Here is a 16,986-nt window from a genome sequence, read left to right as displayed (position 1 = left end):
CCCGCCGCGTCATCGGCGCGGCGGGGGCACCCGCGGCGTCACTGCTGGGCCGACGGCCCGATGTTGCTCCGCGTGGTGACCACGTCCAGCACGTGGGCCACCGCCTCGGCCATCGGCACCCCGTTGCGCTGCGAGCCGTCCCGGTAGCGGAACGAGACGGTGCCGGCCGCCACGTCGTCGTCGCCGGCGATCACCATGAACGGGATCTTCTGCTGCTGGGCGGTACGGATCTTCTTCTGCATCCGGTCGTCGCCGGTGTCCACCTCGGCCCGGATCCCCTCGGCGCGCAGCGCCGCCACGAACCCGTGCAGGTAGTCGGCGTGCTCGTCACGGATCGGGATGCCGACCACCTGCACCGGGGACAGCCAGGCCGGGAAGGCGCCGGCGTAGTGCTCGGTGAGCACCCCGATGAACCGCTCGATCGAGCCGAACTTGGCGCAGTGGATCATCACCGGCTGCTGCCGGGTGCCGTCGGCCGCCTGGTACTCCAGCCCGAAGCCCTTCGGCTGGTTGAAGTCGTACTGGATGGTCGACATCTGCCAGGTGCGGCCGATCGCGTCCTTGGCCTGCACGGAGATCTTCGGGCCGTAGAAGGCCGCGCCGCCCGGGTCGGGGACGAGTTCGAGCCCGGTCTCCTGCGCGCACTGCTCCAGCACCGCGGTCGCCGTCGCCCAGTCCTCCTCCGAGCCGACGAACTTGTCCGGCCGGGACTCGTCCCGGGTCGACAGCTCCAGGTAGAAGTCGGTGATGCCGAAGTCGCGGAGCAGGCCGAGCACGAACGCCAGCAGGTGCTTGACCTCGGCGGGCGCCTGCTCCCGGGTGCAGTAGGAGTGCGAGTCGTCCTGGGTGAAGCCGCGCACCCGGGTCAGGCCGTGGATGACGCCCGACTTCTCGTACCGGTAGACCGACCCGAACTCGAACAGCCGCATCGGCAGCTCGCGGTAGGACCGCCCGCGCGACCTGTAGATCAGGTTGTGCATCGGGCAGTTCATCGCCTTGAGGTAGTAGTCGCTGCCCTCCATCTGCATCGGAGGGAACATCGTGTCCTTGTAGTAGGGCAGGTGGCCCGAGGTGTGGAAGAGGCCCTCCTTCGAGATGTGCGGGGTCCCGACGTACTGGAAGCCCTCCTCGATGTGGCGGGCCCGGACGTAGTCCTCCATCTCCCGCTTGAGCACGCCGCCCTTGGGGTGGAAGACCGCCAGCCCGGAGCCGATCTCGTCGGGGAAGCTGAACAGGTCCAGGTCCGCGCCGAGCTTGCGGTGGTCGCGCCGGGCGGCCTCCTCCAGCAGCTTCAGGTACGCCTTCAGCTCGTCCCGGGTCGGCCAGGCGGTGCCGTACACCCGCTGCAGCTGCGGGTTCTTCTCCGACCCCCGCCAGTACGCGGCGGCCGAGCGCATCAGCTTGAACGCGCCGATCAGCCGGGTGTTCGGCAGGTGCGGGCCACGGCACAGGTCGGACCAGCAGACCTTGTCCTCGCCGGCGGCCAGGTTGTCGTAGATGGTCAGCTCGCCGCCGCCGACCTCCATCACCTCGGAGGAGTCCAGGCCCTCGCCCTTGACGTCGATCAGCTCCAGCTTGAACGGCTCGGCGGCCAGCTCGGCCTTCGCCTCGTCCAGGCTGCGGAAGCGCCGCCGGCGGAACCGCTGGCCGGACTTGATGATCTCCTGCATCCGCTTCTCGAGCCGGGCCAGGTCGTCCGGCTGGAACGGCTTGTCGACGGCGAAGTCGTAGTAGAAGCCGTTCTCGATCGGCGGGCCGATGCCGAGCTTGGCCTCCGGGAAGACGTCCTGCACGGCCTGGGCGAGCACGTGCGCGGTGGAGTGGCGCAGCACGTTCAGCCCGTCCGGGGAGTCCAGGCTGACCGGCTCGACCTCGGTGTCGACGGCCGGCATCCAGTCCAGGTCGTGCAGCACGCCCTGCGGGTCGCGGACCACGACGATCGCCTTCGGACCGGCGGCGGGCAGCCCGGCCGCGGCCACCGCGTCGGCCGCCGTGGTCCCGGCGGCGACGACGACGGGGTCGGCCACGGCGGGGGTACGGGGTGCGGACACGGTGACTCCTCCAGCAGACGGAACGGATGGACGCCGACGAGCGGCTCCTGCCGATGCTATCGGTCGTGCTCGCCGGCCCGGCCGGCGACGCCCACCGCCCAGCGGCCAATCGTCGATCCGCCCGGCGCCAGCGGACACCGCGAGCACCGGGCACCGGGCACCGGGCACCGGGCACCGGGCACCGGGCACCGGGCACCGGGCACCGGGCACGTTGAACCATTCCGGCGCGCGATCCGAACTACCGGGTGTGGCCGGAAACCGGTGCCGGCCGCGCGGAGACGGATGGGGACCCGAAGATGGCGATGACACGCGGCCTGGGCCGTCGGGCCGGGGCGGTGGCCGCCCTGGCCGCGGCCGCCGTGCTGACCTGGCCCGCCACGGCGGACGCGGCGGACGTGACCACCAACCCGACGCAGGCCCGCCAGGGCGACGCGGTGAAGCTGGAGTTCGTGGTGCCCGAGGAACGGCCCGGCACCCGGACCGACCGGGTCGAGGTCCGGCTGCCGGCCGACGCGCCGATCGCCGAGGTGTACCCGATGTCGGTCGACGGCTGGGCACCGCGGATCACCTCCCGCCGGCTGGACCAGCCGGTGACCGGCCTGCACGGCGTCCGGCTGGACACCGTCACCAGCGCCGTGACCTGGACCCGGATGCCCGGATCGGGCACCGCGCCGGCCCGGCTCACCCTCTCCATGGGGCCGCTGCCGCAGGTGGACCGGCTCACCTTCCAGGTGATCCAGACGTACGCCGACGGCACGGTGGTCCGCTGGGCCGACCCGGCCGGGGCACACCGGGCGCCGGTGCTGACCCTGTCCCCCGCGGCCGCCGGGGCGGTCGCCGGGCACGGCGGGCACGCCGCTCCGCCGCCCGGCGGGGCGGAGGCCGGGGTCACGGCGCCCGGTTCCGCCGGGGGCGCGCCGGCGGCGGGGACGGACGGCGGCGGGAACGCCGACGCCCTACTCGCCGCCGGGCTGCTCGCCGGGCTGGGCGGCGGAGCGGCGATCGGTTGGCTGGCGAGCCGGTGGCGCCGCCGGGAGCCGACCGCCCCGATCGACCGGTCCGTGCTCGACGAGGAACCAGCCGCGGCGACCGACACTCCGGTCGCGGCGGCCGGCCCCCGGATCGAGGCGGCCGAAAGCCAGGCCGCGGCGGCCGGCCGCCAGCCGGCGGCCCGCAGCCGGACGACGGCCGACACCCGGGCGGCGGCGCCGCTGGGCGCCGACCCGACCACGGGGGTCCCGGCCGACCGCAAACCGACACCCGCCGACGGGAGCCCGGCACCGGCCGAGGGCGGCCCGAAACCCGCCGGTGCGGACGGCCCGGCATCCCGGCCGGCCGAGCCGGTGCGAAGCGACGCGGATGCGGGATCGCGCCCACCGGTCGGCGCCCTGCGCGGTTCCGCGCCCATCTGAGCCAGGCCGACCGGCGCCCCGCACGGATCCGCGCTAAAGGCGGTGCGGCATGCCGATCATCAGCAGCGGGACCAGCACCACGCCCGCGCGGTCAGCCGAGCCAGTCCGGCAGCGGCTCGCGGGCGGCCAGCCACTGCGTCGGCACGCCACCCGGGGTGCCCACCCCGGTGTGCGCGGCCACCACCGCGCCGGCGATCGCCGCCGTGGTGTCGACGTCGCCGCCCGCCTCGACGCAGGCGCGGATCGCCGCCGGGTAGTCGTCCAGGTGCACCGCGGCCACCCAGAGGGTGAAGGCGACGGTGTCCTGGGCGGTCACCCGGGAGCCGTTGCCGAGCGCGTCGACCACCGCCGGCAGCGGCCGGCCGAGCAGGTCCACCGCGCGGCGTACGCCCCGGTGCACCTCGCTGCCCGGGTCGAGCAGCGCGGCCACCGCGGCCAGCAGCCGGTCCGGCGCCGGGCGGTACCCGTCCAGCCGGGCGCGGGTGGCCAGCGCGGCGGCCACCGCCACCGCGACCGCCCCGGCGATCCCCTCCGGGTGGGCGTGGGTCACCTCGGCCGAGGCGCGGGCCTGCGCCGCCGCCCGGGCCGTCGAGTCGGCGAACCACGCGCCCAGCGGGCCGACCCGCATCGCCGCGCCGTTGCCGCACGAGCCCTGCCCGTCGAACGCGGACGCGGCGGCCACCGGCCACGGCGTGCCGGTGCGGATCAGCCGCAGGATGGTCACCGCGCCCGGCCCGTACCCCCGGTAGGGCTCGCAGCGCTCGGCGAACGCGGCGGCGAGCGCGTCCCGGTCGATCCGGCCGGCGTCGGCCAGGGCGGCCACCACCGAGCAGGCCATCTCGGTGTCGTCGGTCCACTCCCAGGGCGGCGGGGGGAGCTTCCCGGCGGCCAGGTCGGCCGGGCGCCGGCCGGGGACGAAGAACTGCGAGCCGAGCGCGTCGCCGACCGAGAGACCGGCGAGGCTGTCCCGGGCGAGGGCCAGGCGGGTGTCGGAAAAGAGGGTGAAGGACATCGTTGTACCAGCTTGCCGGGTTGGCAGGAGCGCCGCAACGCGATCAACTTGCCACGGGCAGTACCGTCTTGCTGTGGCCACCGTGCTCCTGGTCGAAGATGATCACGTCGTACGCGGCGCGATGCTGCGGTCCCTCGCCGACCGGGGGCACGCCGTGCACGCCGTCGGCACGGCGCTGGACGCGCTGCGCCGGGTGGCCGCCGAGACACCCGACCTCGTCGTCCTCGACCTCGGCCTGCCCGACCTGGACGGCTCGGACGCGCTGCGGATGCTGCGCGGCATCACCGACGTGCCGATCATCATCGCCACCGCCCGCGACGACGAGCAGTCCGTGGTCCGCCTGCTGCGCGCCGGCGCCGACGACTACATGGTCAAGCCGTTCACCGGCGCCCACCTGGACGCCCGGATCACCACCGTGCTGCGCCGGGCCGGCCGGGCCAGCCGGACCGTCCAGCCGGCCGTGCACGTCGTCGGCGGGCTCCGGGTGGACGTCGGCGAGCGCAGCGCGCACCTCGACGGTGAGCCCCTGGCGCTGACCCGCAAGGAATTCGACCTGCTGGCGTATCTCGCCGCACGTCCGGGCCGGGTAGTGTCCCGCCGGGAGCTCTTGGAGGAGGTATGGCGGCAGCCATCGGTCGGCGAGGATCAGACCATCGACGTTCACCTGTACTGGCTGCGCCGCAAAATGGGCGAGTCCGCGGCGAAGCCGCGCTACCTGCGCACCGTGCGGGGGGTCGGCTTCCGGCTGGTGGCACCGGACTGAGGATCACGCTGGCCCTGCTCACGGCCGGCATGTCGGCCCTGGCCGCGTTCGCCTTCCTGATTCCGCTCGGCACGGTCCTCGACGACCGGGCCCGGGACGAGGCGGTGGCGGACGCCGCCCGGCGCGGCGCGCTGGTGACCGGGGCGCTCGCGGTCAGCACCGACCCGGCCGTGGTGCTGCGCGCCGTGCAGGCCAGCGGCGACGACCCGGCCACCCGGCCGGTGGTGCACGGGCTGGGCCTCGACGAGTCGGCCGCCCGGGCCCGCCCGGCGGACCTGGACCGGGCCCGGTCGGAGCGCCGCTCGCTCGTCGCCGACGTGGACGGGGGCGTGGTCCGGCTCGACCCGGTGGTGCTCGGCGACCGGACGGCAGTGGTCGAGGTGTTCGTGCCGGAGTCGGACGGTGGCCTCGCCGGGCGCTGGCTGCTGCTGCTCGGGGTGGCCGCCGCGCTGACCGGCGCGGCGGTGCTGGTGGTCGACCGGGTCGCCGCGCGGGCCGTCGAGTCGGCCCAGGGCCTGGCCAAGGCGGCGCTCGCGGTCGGCGACGGCGACCTCGGCGTACGCGTCGAGCCGAGCGGGCCGCGCGAGCTGGCCGAGGCGGGTCACGCCTTCAACCGGATGGCCGACCGGCTGGTGGTCTCCCGCACCGACGAGCGGGAGCTGGTGGCGGACCTGTCGCACCGGCTGCGCACCCCGCTGACCGTGCTGCGCCTGGACGCCGAGGCGCTGGAGTCCGACGACACCAGCGTGGGCACGTTCAGCGAGGCGGAACTGGACCGCCGGCGCACCATCCGCCGGATCCGCCAGGCGATCGTCACCCTGGAAGGCGAGATCGACGTACTGATCAAGACCACCCGCAAGGCGGTCGCCCACGAGACCGGGCCGGCCATGTGCGACGTCAGCGAGGTGGTCCGGGACCGGATGGTGTTCTGGGCGGCGCTCGCCGGCGACCAGAACCGCCCGCACCGCGTGATCGGCGCCCAGCTGCGCATCCCCGCCCCGGTGCCCCGGGCCGAGCTGGCCGCCGCGCTGGACGCGGTGATCGGCAACGTGTTCCGGTACACGCCCCAGGGCACCGCGTTCGAGGTGGCGGTGTCCCGGCGGGACGGCTACGTGGCCATCCGGATCGACGACGCCGGACCCGGGATCGCCAACCCCGACCGGGCGCTGCGCCGCGGCGCCAGCGACCAGGGCTCGACCGGCCTCGGGCTGGACATCGCCAAGCGGGTGGCGTTGCAGGCCAACGGCTCGGTGAGCATCGACCGGGCCCGGCTGGGCGGGGCCAGCGTGGTGATGCTGCTCGCCGACCCGGAGGCGGCGCCGCGCCAGGTCAACCGGTTCGGGCTGGTCGGCCGGATGGCCCGGGAGGCGCGCGAGCAGAAGAGCGCCGGCCGCCGCTGGCCCCGCCAGCGCCCCTCCGCCGGCTGACGTCCCGGCCACCGACCGCACCCGCGCTGGGTTCGGGTGCATCTGTTGTCGCTGGAACGACAACAGATGCACCCGAACGCGGGCGAGGCGGCGTCGAGTGGCGTCGGATGAACGCTCGCCGGCTCCGGCCGGCCGCTGGCGGCAGGTCGGCGGCCGACGGCACCGGCCCGCAGGCGCAGCCGACGGCACCGGCCCGCAGGCACAACCGGCGGCACCGGCCCGCAGGCGCAGCCGGCGGCACCGGCCCGCAGGCGCGGCCGGCTGGGCCGGCGGCGTCCGTCGCCGCCCGGGTTCCAGCCGCCGGACGAACCGTCGCCGGCTCCGGCCGGGTGCTGCCGGCGGGGCGGCGGCTGTGGGGCGGCGCAAGTCTTCCTTAGGTCTCGGTTAACGGCGCCGCCGCGCCGGCCCGGGACTGTCACGATCAGTACGAACCCATCAGTTCCACCGGAATGTTGCCCCGTGCACCCACCGCCGGTGGAGCCGTGCGCGCGGCGGGAGAAACGGTCCCCCCACACCTGCTCCCGCCGCGCGCCCACCTCTTCCACCCCCACCCCGGCGGCGTCCACCGCGCAGGCCCACCCGCCGGCACCGCCCTGACCCGGGCCGCTGCCGGCCGTGTCGGTGAAGGTCACGCTCGAACACGGATGGAGTGGCCTCCGGCGGCGGGAAGGCCACTCCATCCCTGTTCTTGCGCGATCGTGGCCGCGGCGAGCGGCCAGGGCGCGGTCGCCGCCGGGCGGTGGCGCGGCGCCGCCGGGCGGTGGCGTGGCCGGGGCGGTCAGCCGCGGTGGGTGGCCAGGTAGGCGTCGATCTCGGCGTCGATCCGCTGCTTGCCGGCCGGGTCGAGGAACGAGGCGGTCACCGCGTTGCGGGCCAGCGCCGCCAACCCCTCCGGGCCGACGTCCAGCAGCCGGGCCGCGACCGCGTACTCGTCGTTGAGGGTGGTGCCGAACATCGGCGGGTCGTCGGAGTTGACGGTGACCAGCACCCCGGCCTCGACCAGCCGCCGCAGCGGGTGCTCGTCGAGGCTGGCCACGGCCCGGGTGCGCACGTTGGAGGTCGGGCAGACCTCCAGCGCGATCTGCCGCTCGGCCAGGTGGCCGAGCAGTTCCGGGTCCTGCGCGGCGGAGATGCCGTGCCCGATCCGCTCCGCGCCGAGCTCGCGCAGCGCGTCCCAGACGGTCTGCGGGCCGGTGGTCTCCCCGGCGTGCGGCACCGACCGCAGCCCGGCCGCCCGGGCCTGGTCGAAGTACGGCTTGAACTGCGGCCGGGGCACGCCGATCTCGGGGCCGCCCAGGCCGAAGCTGATCAACCCGTCCGGCTTCTCCGCCAGGCTGATCCGCAGGGTCTCCTCGGCCGCCGGCAGGCCGGCCTCGCCGGGGATGTCGAAGCACCAGCGCAGCTCGATGCCGAAGTCCGCCGCGGCCCGCTTGCGGGCGTCCTCGATCGCCTCGCAGAACGCCGGGGCCGGGATCCCGCGGTGCACGTGCGAGTAGGGCGTGACGGTCAGCTCGGCGTAGCGGACCTGCTGGCGGGCCAGTTCCCGGGCCACCTCGTGGGTGAGCAGCCAGACGTCGTCCTGGTCCCGGATCAGGTCCACGACGCTGAGGTAGACCTCGATGAAGTGGGCGAAGTCGCGGAACGCGAAGTAGTCGGCCAGCGCCGCCGGGTCGGCCGGCACCGGGCTGCGCCCCTCGTGGCGGGCGGCCAGCTCGGCGACGATCCGGGGCGAGGCGGAGCCGACGTGGTGCACGTGCAGCTCCACCTTGGGCAGTCCGGCGATGAACGTGGGCAGGTCGGTCACAGGTTCTCCTCGGCACGGGCGCCGGTACGGGCCACGACGAAGACGCGGCGGAACGGGAAGTACACCTGACCCTGCCGTACCGGGTACGCCTGGGCGAGGCGTACCCCCAGCTCGGCCCGGAAGTCCGCCCAGCCGGCGGCGTCCAGGGCGGCCCGGACGGGCCGCAGCGCGGTTCCCTCCATCCAGGCCAGTACGGGGTGGTCCGCCTCGGCGCGGGCCGGCAGCAGGTGCACGTAGGTAGTCTCCCAGGCGTCCACCGCGCAGCCGGCACCGGTCAGCAGCCGGGCGTAGTCGACCGGATCGTCCACCGGGGCCTCGCGCAGCAGCGGGGCCAGCTCGGTGCGCCAGGCCGGCCGGCCGGCGACCTCGCGCAGCGCCCGGTGCGAGGGGGCGTCGAAGTTCCCCGGCACCTGCACCGCCAGCCACGCCCCGGCGGGCAGCTCCCGGGCCCAGCGGACGAGCAGCTCCTGGTGACCGGGGACCCACTGGAGCACCGCGTTGGCCACCACCACGTCCACGTCCGGGTCGGGGCGCCAGTCCCGTACATCGGCGACGGCGAAGCGGACCGGGGCGGCCAGCGCGGCGGCGCGTTCGACCATCTCGGGCGACGAGTCCAGCCCGACCACCCGGCTGGCCGGCCAGCGCGCGGCCAGGGTGGCGGTCAGCTGGCCGGGGCCGCAGCCGAGGTCGACCACCGCGCGCGGCCGGTCCGCCGCCACCCGGGCGAGCAGGTCGTGGAACGGCCGGGAGCGCTCGTCGCCGTAGCGCAGGTACGTCGTCGGATCCCACATGCCAGCCTCCCAAACCGTACGTCCGTCTTGTTTACGGTACGGCCGGTTGGGCGGGCCGGCAAGGACCTCACTAGGCTCTCCGACATGGAGCAGCGCACCTTCCACCGGCTGGGCCGGGACGTCGGCGTGATCGGCCTCGGCGCCTGGCAGCTCGGCGCCGACTGGGGCACGGTCAGCGAGGACGACGCGACGGGCGTGCTCACCGCCGCCGTCGAGGCCGGCGTGACCTTCCTGGACACCGCCGACGTCTACGGCGACGGGCGCAGCGAGCAACTGATCGGCCGGTTCCTGCGCGAGCGCCCGGACGCCGGGCTGACGGTGGCCACCAAGATGGGCCGCCGGGTGCCGCAGACGCCGCAGGCGTACACCCTGGCGAACTTCCGCGAGTGGACCGACCGGTCCCGGGCCAACCTCGGCATGGACACCCTCGACCTGGTGCAGCTGCACTGCCCGCCGAGCGCCGTCTTCGCCGACGACGCGGTCTTCGACGCGCTGGACACCCTGGTCGCCGAGAAGCGGATCGCCGGCTACGGGGTCAGCGTGGAGACCTGCGACCAGGCGCTCACCGCGATCGCCCGACCCGGCGTGGCGAGCGTGCAGATCATCCTCAACGCGCTGCGGCTCAAGCCGCTGGAGCGGGTGCTGCCGGCCGCCACGGCCGCCGGGGTGGGCATCATCGCCCGGGTGCCGCTGGCCAGCGGGCTGCTCTCCGGCCGCTACGACGAGCACACCACCTTCGCCGCCGACGACCACCGCAGCTACAACCGGCACGGCGAGGCGTTCGACGTCGGCGAGACGTTCTCCGGGGTCGACTTCGAACTGGGCCTGGAAGCCGTCCGCCGGCTGCTGCCGCTGGTCGGCACCGGCCGCACCATGGCGCAGTTCGCGCTGCGCTGGGTCGTCGACCAGCCCGGGGTCACCGTGGTCATCCCCGGCGCCCGCGACGCCGGGCAGGCCACACGCAACGCCGCCGTGGCCGGCCTGCCGCCGCTGTCGGCGGCCGAGCAGGCCGCCGTGCGCGAGGTCTACGACGAGCTGATCCGGCCGCAGGTGCACGACCGGTGGTGAGCGCGGGCGCCGACCGCCGCCGGGAAGGGGTACGACGGTGAGGGGCTGGTTCCGGCTCACCCTCGGCCTGCTCGCCGTGGTCGTCGGCGCGATCTGGACCGTGCAGGGCCTGGGGTACGTCGACGACAGCGTGATGACCGACCAGCGGGTCTGGGCCGTGGTCGGGCCGGTGGTCGTCCTGGTTGGACTGGTCGTGCTCTGGTGGGGCCTGCGGGTCCGCCGCCGGCGCTGACCCGGCCGCCGCCGCGGCCTCCCGCGACCCCGGCCCGCCCCACGGCCTCCCGCGACCCGGCCCGGCCGCCACCCGGGCCGTCCCGGCCGGGCCTGCCCGAACCGGCCCGCTGTGACCGGGTCAGACGGCGCGCGGTCCGCCGACGCGACGCGGCCGGAGACGCGGGAAGCCCCGCATCCCTGGGGATACGGGGCTTCGCGTCGATCCGAGGGGCCGGATCACCCACTGGCCGACGGGCGCCGGCCGGCGCTGCTCAGATCGGGCGGACCTGCTCAGCCTGCGGGCCCTTCTGGCCCTGGGCGATCTCGAACTCCACCCGCTGGTTCTCCTCCAGCGTGCGGTAGCCGCTGGTTTGGATGGCCGAGAAGTGGACGAACACGTCAGCACCCCCGCCGTCGACGGTGATGAAGCCGAAGCCCTTGTCAGCGTTGAACCACTTCACGGTTCCCTGCGCCATGTGTATCTCCTTCTAAAACTGGCGGCCGAGCACGCCGTGCGGCCGGTTGGCCGTTTTCGAGCAGCGGCGCCTGAGGCGGCCCCCACGAAGGAGACTTCTCTCAACCCACGCCATCTCGCAACAGCGTGGAACAGCAAACCACGTACGCAAAAACTCTGCACAGCCTACCCGACGAAATTCTCCGACATGTGACCTGACGGATGCCGGAGATCCGCTGGGTGGGCGCTTACCACCATGCGAAAGGCCCCCTCGCCGACCGGCTCGGGGCCCCCACGCGAACGCCTCAGTCCGGCCACTGACCGGTGAGCCGGCGTACGCCGACCGCGCCGCCACGGTCCACAGCGGCCCGGACGACGGCGAAGATGGCGCCCTGCAACGCCGCGGCGGCCAGCACCTCGCCCCAGCCGCGGTCCTCGTCGGTGGCGCTGGGCGCCTCGCCGTCGCCCGCGGTCAGCTTCCAGACCTGCCGGAAGATCACGCCGGCGACGGTACCGGCGGCGAGGCCCAGCAACACGCCGACCGGCTTGTACGCCGCCCTGTTGATACCCCTGCTCACCGACGCCTCCCCCGAATGATCAACAACACGATCGCGGCGGCCACCGCGCCGGCCGCCAGTGCGGCCAGCGGCGCCGGGTTGCGCCGCACCGCCTGGCCCCGCTGCTGCGCCTGCGTCCGGGCGACCTGCGCCTTCTGCGCCGCCTGCCCGCGCACCCGGGCCATGGTCTGTGCCGCCTGCTCGCGCATCCGTTCCTTCGCCTGGTCGGCCGACGACCGCAGGCGGGCCTTGACGTCGGCCTTCGCGGCCAGCGCCTCCATCGTCTCGCCCAGCTCGACCCGGGTCCGCCGGATCTCCTCGCGGAGCGCCTCGGTGTCGGGGCCCCTGCCGTTGCCGGTCATCCGCGTCCCCTGTCCTTCACCGCGGCGGTGACCGTGTCCACGTCCGCCCGGACGCTGCGCACCGTGGCCGCGGGCACCGGCGGGACCGCACGGCTAACCTGCTTCTTGCCCACCAGGGCGAGGACGCCGGCCACCACGAAGAGCACCACCGCCACGATCAGGGCGGCGAGCCAGGCGGGCATGGCCAGGTCCAGCAGCAGGATCGCGGTGGCGACCAGGGCACCGAGACCGTAGAGCGCCAGTGCCCCGCCACCGCCGAAGAGGCCGATGCCGATGCCGGCGTGCTTGCCCTTCTGGGCCAGCTCCGCCCGGGCCAGCGCCAGCTCGTCGCGGACCAGCCGGGAGATCTGCTCCGTGGCCCGCTGCACCAGCTCGGCGGTGGACGGCTCGCTCCCGTTGCGGGATGTGCGGGCGTTCGCCACGTCAGCCATGCTGTCCTCCTTTCATCATCACCGCGCTGTATGCCCGGAGTCGCCGCCCGTCAATCCTGGGTGCGACCGCCGGAGGGCCCGGACCACCGCGTCCGCGTACCGGCCGGTGCCGGCGCGCGGGATCAGCGGCGTCGCGCAGCGTCCCCACGAATGGCCCGGTCAAACTTCCCGAGCCGGCGGGTTGGACGCGCCCCGCGCAGGCGGCACCATCCATGCCCACCCCTCCCAACGCCCCCCACCCCGTCAGGTCACGACCGCCGGCACGGCGAGCCCCCGACCGCGGGGCGGCCGGGGGCTCGTGGGGCGGGAGCGGTGCCGGTCAGCGGCGGGCGTCGACCGGCTCCTCCGGGCCGACGAAGGCCTCGCTGCGCGCGTCGCCGTCGTCGCTGCCACCGAAGACCCGGGCGTCGTCGGGCAGGTCACCCTCCACCCGGCGGCGGACCGGCCGGCGCGGCTGCACCCACTGCCACGGCAGGCCGCCGCCGGCGTCGCCGACCTCGGCGCGCATCCGGGGCAGGGCGGTGGGCCGCTGGTCCCGCACCCAGGCGACCAGGTGCTCGCGCACCAGGCAGCGCAGGTCCCACAGGCTGCCCGCGTCGGCGGCGCTGACCAGCGCGCGGACCGTGATGGTGCCGCCGGTGGCGTCGGTCACCTGGAGCACGCAGACCCGGCCGTCCCACAGGTCGCTGCTCTCCACCAGCCGGCGCAGCTCCTCCCGCATCGCCTGCACCGGGATCGCCCAGTCCACGTCGAACTCGGCGGTGCCCAGCACCGCCGCCTCGGTGCGGGTCCAGTTCTGGAACGGGGTGCTGGTGAAGTACGAGGTGGGCAGGATGAGCCGCCGGTCGTCCCAGATCTGGACCACCACGTAGGTCAGCGTCAGCTCCTCGATCCGGCCCCACTCCCCCTCGACGACGACCACGTCGTCGAGGCGTACCGCGTCGCTGAAGGCGAGCTGGAGGCCGGCGAAGACGTTGCCCAGCAGGCTCTGCGCGGCCAGCGCAGCCACCACACCGGCGACACCGGCCGAGGTCAGCACGCCGGCGCCGATGCCGCGCACGCTGGGGAAGGTCATCAGCATCACGCCGACGGTGAGTACGACGATCACCGCGATGGTCAGCCGGCGCAGCATCACCACCTGGGTCCGCACCCGGCGGGCGTGCCGGTTGTCCGGCACGTCGACCCGGAACCGGGCGAGCGCGGTGTCCTCGACCACCACGAGCAGGGCGGCGACCAGCCAGGCCGCGCTGGCGATGACCGCGAGCACGAGCAGGTGCAGCAGCACCTGGCGCCATTCGGCACCGACCGCGTACCCGGTGCTGAACCGGACGGCGAACTGCACGGCGAGGACGGTGGCGGCCACCTGGAACGGTCGGTGCGCGTGGTCGGTGAGTTCGGTCATCAGCAGCGAGCGCCGGCCGAGCCGGCGGATCACCCGGTGCACCACCTCGACCAGGGTGAGCGCGACCGCCGCCGCGGCGAGCGCGGCGACGATCGTCCCGAGGTAACTCTGCACAGGTACTACTCCCTCCGACCGGGCTGTGGTGCTACGGGCAAAGGCCCAATGGTGCCCGGCTGACCCGAAGTCGACCAGTTCACACCTTCCGGTAGCGGGACTGGAGGAAGCAGAAGATGCCGAAGGCGGCGATGCCCAGGGCGACCAGGGTGAGCAGCACCTGGCCGTACGACTGCTCGCGCAGCGTACGCAGCGCGGCGTCCAGGCCGCGGGCCTTCTCCGGGTCGTAGTTCACCGCGGCCACGATCACCAGCAGCCCGGCGATGCCGTACGCGATGCCCTTGGCGACGTAGCCGGCGATGCCGAGCCGGCGGGCCAGCTGCCGGGTGCGGGGTCGCATCTCGCCGAGCTTGAGGTGCTTCTCGAAGCGCTTGACCAGGCCGTAGATCACCAGGCCGACGCCGATCGCGGCGAGCACCAGCCCGGCCAGGCCGACCAGCCAGCGACCGCCGCTGGACTCCATGGCCCGCCCGGTGAGCGCCTCCTGCTGGTCGGCGCTGTTGGAGCCGGCGTCGGAGAAGACCTTGTAGGCGGTCCAAGCGAAGTAGAGGTAGACGAGGGTCCGGCCGAGCGACGCCAGCCGCTCCCAGACCCGTTCCTTGCCCCGCTCGACGCGGTGCCCGACGGCCGCCTCCAGGGCCTGCCAGATGGCCATGGCGAGCAGGCCGACGGCGATCGCGACGACCAGGAACTTGCCCAGCGGCTGGGCGGCGAGGGTGCGCAGCGCACCAGATTGGTCGCCGTCGTCGGCGGAGTTGCCGAACGCGATCTGCAGCGCCAACCAGGCGAAGAGCAGGTGCACGACCCCGTAGCCGATGAAGCCGACCCGGGCGAGTAGTTCGAGCCACCGGCTGTTGGCCGTGCGGGCGGCGGTGGCTTCCGCGTTCCAGGTGAGTGACATGGCGCCACAATCACCGAACGCGAAGATTTCCAAACGTCGGGCCACCGCCGCCCGGCCGGATCAGCTCCCCGAGTTGCCCGCCACCCGGATCTTGACCTCCTGGTCGGTGACGCTCTCCAGGGTCACCGAGAAGCCGGCGACCTCGGTGGCCTGCTGGCCGGTGGTGAGGGTCAACTGCTCGCCGGCGACCTCGACGGTCACCCGGTCGCCCTCGGCGCCGACCAGCTTCGCCTCGACGCCGAGGATGGTGGCGCTGGCGTCGACGCCGCGGTCGAAGGTGACAGTGCAGGCGTCCAGCCCGCAGTCGGTGGAGGCGCCCTCGGAGCTGCAACCGGCGAGCACGGCGACGCCGAGCGCCAGGCCGGCCAACAGGCCGGCGGCCCGGCGGGTGGGGGTCAGCGGGAAGTCAACGCTTCGGTTCGTCACCCCGCCAAGGGTACGAGACGCCGGCGACCCCGGCCGGTCTGCGGTGATCACGGACGCCCGGCCGCCCTCGACGACCGCCGGGGGCGGCGGCGGCGACGAGCGCTCCCGCCGGCCCACGCGGGCGCTGGTGCCGGGTCGGTTAGGGTCCCGGCATGCCCTTCGACATCGCCCGGACCCGGGCCGCCTACCCCGCCCTGGCCGAGGGCTTCGCCCACTTCGACGGCGCCGGGGGCACCCAGACCGCCGCCCCGGTGATCGACGCGGTGAGCGCGGCGATGCGGGCGGCGACCGGCAACCGCAGCGCCGCGTTCACCCCCGGCCGGCGGTCGCTGGAACTGGTGGCGGCGGCCCGCGCCGCGGTGGCCGACCTGCTCGGCGCCGAACCCGACGGGGTGGTGCTCGGGCCGAGCGCGACAGCGCTGACCTACACCCTGGCCCGGACGCTCGGCGCCGGCTGGCGCCCGGGCGACGAGGTGGTGGTCTCCCGGCTCGACCACGACGCGAACGTGCGCCCGTGGGTGCAGGCCGCCGAGGCGGCCGGCGCCACGGTGCGCTGGGCGGAGTTCGACCGGGACACCGGCGACCTGCCCGCCGGCCAGTACGCCGACCTGGTCGGCGAGCGGACCCGGCTGGTCGCGGTGACCGCCGGCAGCAACGCCGTCGGCACCGTCCCCGACGTGGCGGCGATCGCCAAGACCGCGCACGCGGTGGGCGCCCTGGTCTGCGTCGACGGGGTGCACGCGGTGCCGCACGGCCCCACCGACATCGCCTCGCTGGGCGCCGACTTCCTGGTCACCAGCGCCTACAAGTGGTCCGGCCCGCACCTGGCGGCGATGGCCGCCGACCCGGCCCGGTGGGAACGGCTGCGCCCGGCGAAGCTGCTGCCCTCCTCGGACGCCGTGCCGGACCGCTTCGAGTTCGGCACCCCGAGCTTCCCGTTGCTGGCCGGGGTCGCCGCCGCGGTGGACCACCTGGCCGGCCTGGACCCGGCCGCCGCCGGCACCCGGCGGGAGCGGCTGCGGGCCAGCCTCGCCGCCGCGCAGGCGTACGAGGAGTCGCTGCTGGACCGGCTGCTGGCCGGCCTGGCCGCGCTGCCGGCGGTACGGGTGCTCGCCGCGCCGGCCCGCCGCTGCCCGACGGTCTCGTTCCGCGTCGACGGGCTCTCCCCGGCGCAGACCCAGGCCGCGCTGGGCGAGGCGGGCTGCTGCCTCACCGCCGGCGACTACTACGCCTACGAGTACTTCCAGGCGCTCGGGCTGCGCGACAGCGGCGGGGCGGTACGGGCCAGCATCTACCACTACAACACCGCCGACGAGGTGGACCGGTTGCTCACTGAACTGGGCCGGCTGGCCGGCGGCGGGGGCAGAATGGCCGGGTGAGCACCCTGGTCGAGGACAATCCCGCCGAGCACCGCTTCGAGATCCTGGTCGACGACGCGCTGGCCGGGTTCACCGCCTACGTCCCGCGCGGCGAGGCGCTGGTCTTCACCCACACCGAGGTGGAGCCGAGGTTCCAGAACATGGGCGTGGGCGCGGCGCTGGTCCGGACCACCCTGGACCAGGTGCGCGAACGCGGTGGCCGGGTGGTGCCCCGGTGCCCGTTCATGGCCGCCTTCATCGACCGCCACCCGGAGTACGCCGACCTGGTCACCGAGGCCCCCTGACCGGCTCGGCCCCGCCGCGGCGGCGCGCCGGGCCGGGTCGTCGCCGACCGGCAGGTCGCCCGACAGCCGCAGGGTCATCTTGATGACGCTGAGGTTTCACACTCGTTCCCAGTACGGCCGTCGCCACCCCGGCAC

At 74.8% G+C, this 16,986-nt stretch carries 18 protein-coding genes; 7 read left to right on the top strand and 11 right to left on the bottom strand.

The genetic code is table 11. The annotated features are described in order from the left end of the window. Positions 1-38: 38 nt before the first annotated feature. Positions 39-2,051: a threonine--tRNA ligase gene (thrS, locus tag SM577_RS20640; protein WP_474587751.1), complete on the bottom strand. Its 2,013-nt coding sequence runs from the start codon at positions 2,049-2,051 to the stop codon at positions 39-41. A gap of 296 nt (positions 2,052-2,347) precedes the next feature. Between thrS and SM577_RS20635 the strand changes: the two genes are divergently transcribed. Beyond that, positions 2,348-3,463 carry a YcnI family protein gene (locus SM577_RS20635; RefSeq protein WP_474582299.1) on the top strand — a complete coding sequence of 372 codons (1,116 nt, stop codon included), beginning with the start codon at positions 2,348-2,350 and terminating at the stop codon, positions 3,461-3,463. Positions 3,464-3,554: 91 nt separating this feature from the next. On the opposite strand, the gene SM577_RS20630 is transcribed toward SM577_RS20635, so the two are convergent. Continuing rightward, the gene (locus SM577_RS20630) at positions 3,555-4,475 is read right to left on the bottom strand and encodes an ADP-ribosylglycohydrolase family protein (RefSeq protein ID WP_302921057.1); all 921 of its coding nucleotides are present in this window, start codon (positions 4,473-4,475) and stop codon (positions 3,555-3,557) included. Between the two features lie 73 nt (positions 4,476-4,548). On the opposite strand from SM577_RS20630, the gene SM577_RS20625 reads away from it, so the two are divergent. Both SM577_RS20625 and SM577_RS20620 read left to right on the top strand, forming a co-directional pair. Next, positions 4,549-5,238 carry a response regulator transcription factor gene (locus tag SM577_RS20625; RefSeq protein WP_302921056.1) on the top strand — a complete coding sequence of 230 codons (690 nt, stop codon included), beginning with the start codon at positions 4,549-4,551 and terminating at the stop codon, positions 5,236-5,238. Positions 5,239-5,267: 29 nt separating this feature from the next. Beyond that, on the top strand, positions 5,268-6,665 hold the full coding sequence (locus tag SM577_RS20620; protein ID WP_474582301.1) for a HAMP domain-containing sensor histidine kinase: 1,398 nt from the start codon (positions 5,268-5,270) through the stop codon (positions 6,663-6,665). Positions 6,666-7,443: 778 nt separating this feature from the next. Here the strand turns inward: SM577_RS20620 and SM577_RS20615 are convergent. Both SM577_RS20615 and SM577_RS20610 read right to left on the bottom strand, forming a co-directional pair. Continuing rightward, positions 7,444-8,469 carry an adenosine deaminase gene (locus SM577_RS20615; RefSeq protein WP_474582302.1) on the bottom strand — a complete coding sequence of 342 codons (1,026 nt, stop codon included), beginning with the start codon at positions 8,467-8,469 and terminating at the stop codon, positions 7,444-7,446. Next, positions 8,466-9,260 carry a trans-aconitate 2-methyltransferase gene (locus SM577_RS20610; RefSeq protein ID WP_474587750.1) on the bottom strand — a complete coding sequence of 265 codons (795 nt, stop codon included), beginning with the start codon at positions 9,258-9,260 and terminating at the stop codon, positions 8,466-8,468. Before SM577_RS20610 ends, SM577_RS20615 begins: the two co-directional genes overlap by 4 nt. 84 nt (positions 9,261-9,344) lie before the next feature. On the opposite strand from SM577_RS20610, the gene SM577_RS20605 reads away from it, so the two are divergent. Beyond that, positions 9,345-10,328 carry an aldo/keto reductase gene (locus SM577_RS20605; RefSeq protein ID WP_302921052.1) on the top strand — a complete coding sequence of 328 codons (984 nt, stop codon included), beginning with the start codon at positions 9,345-9,347 and terminating at the stop codon, positions 10,326-10,328. 37 nt (positions 10,329-10,365) lie between these two features. Continuing rightward, the gene (locus SM577_RS20600; protein WP_474582304.1) at positions 10,366-10,560 is read left to right on the top strand and encodes a hypothetical protein; all 195 of its coding nucleotides are present in this window, start codon (positions 10,366-10,368) and stop codon (positions 10,558-10,560) included. Positions 10,561-10,813: 253 nt separating this feature from the next. On the opposite strand, the gene SM577_RS20595 is transcribed toward SM577_RS20600, so the two are convergent. From SM577_RS20595 to SM577_RS20565, 7 genes are all read right to left on the bottom strand, one after another. Further along, the gene (locus tag SM577_RS20595; protein ID WP_007075740.1) at positions 10,814-11,017 is read right to left on the bottom strand and encodes a cold-shock protein; all 204 of its coding nucleotides are present in this window, start codon (positions 11,015-11,017) and stop codon (positions 10,814-10,816) included. Positions 11,018-11,300: 283 nt separating this feature from the next. Beyond that, entirely contained in the window at positions 11,301-11,561 is a 261-nt protein-coding gene (locus SM577_RS20590) for a DUF4235 domain-containing protein (RefSeq protein ID WP_474582318.1), read from the bottom strand. An 8-nt stretch (positions 11,562-11,569) separates the two neighbouring features. Continuing rightward, positions 11,570-11,914 (bottom strand): DUF3618 domain-containing protein, encoded by a 345-nt coding sequence (locus SM577_RS20585; RefSeq protein WP_302921049.1) that lies wholly within the window; start codon positions 11,912-11,914, stop codon positions 11,570-11,572. Continuing rightward, entirely contained in the window at positions 11,911-12,345 is a 435-nt protein-coding gene (locus SM577_RS20580; RefSeq protein ID WP_474582305.1) for a phage holin family protein, read from the bottom strand. The genes SM577_RS20585 and SM577_RS20580 overlap by 4 nt, the downstream gene beginning before the upstream one ends. 319 nt (positions 12,346-12,664) lie before the next feature. Next, positions 12,665-13,861 carry a mechanosensitive ion channel family protein gene (locus SM577_RS20575; protein ID WP_474587749.1) on the bottom strand — a complete coding sequence of 399 codons (1,197 nt, stop codon included), beginning with the start codon at positions 13,859-13,861 and terminating at the stop codon, positions 12,665-12,667. Positions 13,862-13,940: 79 nt separating this feature from the next. After that, positions 13,941-14,762, bottom strand: coding sequence for a DUF1206 domain-containing protein (locus tag SM577_RS20570; RefSeq protein WP_302921046.1), 822 nt, complete (start codon positions 14,760-14,762; stop codon positions 13,941-13,943). 60 nt (positions 14,763-14,822) lie between these two features. Further along, positions 14,823-15,188 (bottom strand): hypothetical protein, encoded by a 366-nt coding sequence (locus SM577_RS20565; protein ID WP_302921045.1) that lies wholly within the window; start codon positions 15,186-15,188, stop codon positions 14,823-14,825. Positions 15,189-15,340: 152 nt separating this feature from the next. Between SM577_RS20565 and SM577_RS20560 the strand changes: the two genes are divergently transcribed. Both SM577_RS20560 and SM577_RS20555 read left to right on the top strand, forming a co-directional pair. Next, positions 15,341-16,567, top strand: coding sequence for a cysteine desulfurase-like protein (locus SM577_RS20560; protein ID WP_474587748.1), 1,227 nt, complete (start codon positions 15,341-15,343; stop codon positions 16,565-16,567). Then, complete coding sequence (locus tag SM577_RS20555) at positions 16,564-16,851, top strand: GNAT family N-acetyltransferase (protein WP_474587747.1); 288 nt, start codon at positions 16,564-16,566, stop codon at positions 16,849-16,851. Before SM577_RS20560 ends, SM577_RS20555 begins: the two co-directional genes overlap by 4 nt. The last annotated feature ends 135 nt before the right edge of the window (positions 16,852-16,986 follow it).

This window comes from Micromonospora desertarenae, assembly GCF_056150265.1.
This window is presented reverse-complemented; position numbering and strand designations above follow the sequence as displayed.